The 328-nt window shown below is 67.1% G+C and carries 1 protein-coding gene; it reads right to left on the bottom strand.

Features of this window, described 5'->3' with window-relative positions; genetic code table 11:
- Positions 1-328: ABC transporter permease subunit (locus tag L8K25_RS22630; protein ID WP_242141272.1), on the bottom strand; the 328-nt coding region annotated here is incomplete at both ends.

Genomic DNA, 328 nt, shown 5'->3' with positions numbered 1-328 from the left:
GACCACGGCCCCCGCCATCATCAGTTCGGTATCCCCGCCATGTTCGCGGCTGATCGCGGCGAGCGCGACGGGAAGCGTGTAATGCTGCTGATCGGTGATCGCGATCAGCGGCCACAGAAAATCGCTCCAGCTCGCGAGGAACGCGAACAGCGCCAGCGTCACGACCACCGGGCGTAATAGCGGCAGCACCACGCTCAGGAAGATCCGCGCTTCGCTCGCGCCGTCGATCCGCGCCGCATCGAGCATTTCGTCGGGGATCGCGAGCGTCGCCTGGCGGATGAATAGCACGCCGTAAACGCCCGCCAGCCACGGCGCGAGCACCCCGGCA

It is taken from the genome of Sphingomonas sp. TREG-RG-20F-R18-01, from assembly GCF_022662475.1.
Taxonomy (GTDB): domain Bacteria; phylum Pseudomonadota; class Alphaproteobacteria; order Sphingomonadales; family Sphingomonadaceae; genus Sphingomonas.
This window is presented reverse-complemented; position numbering and strand designations above follow the sequence as displayed.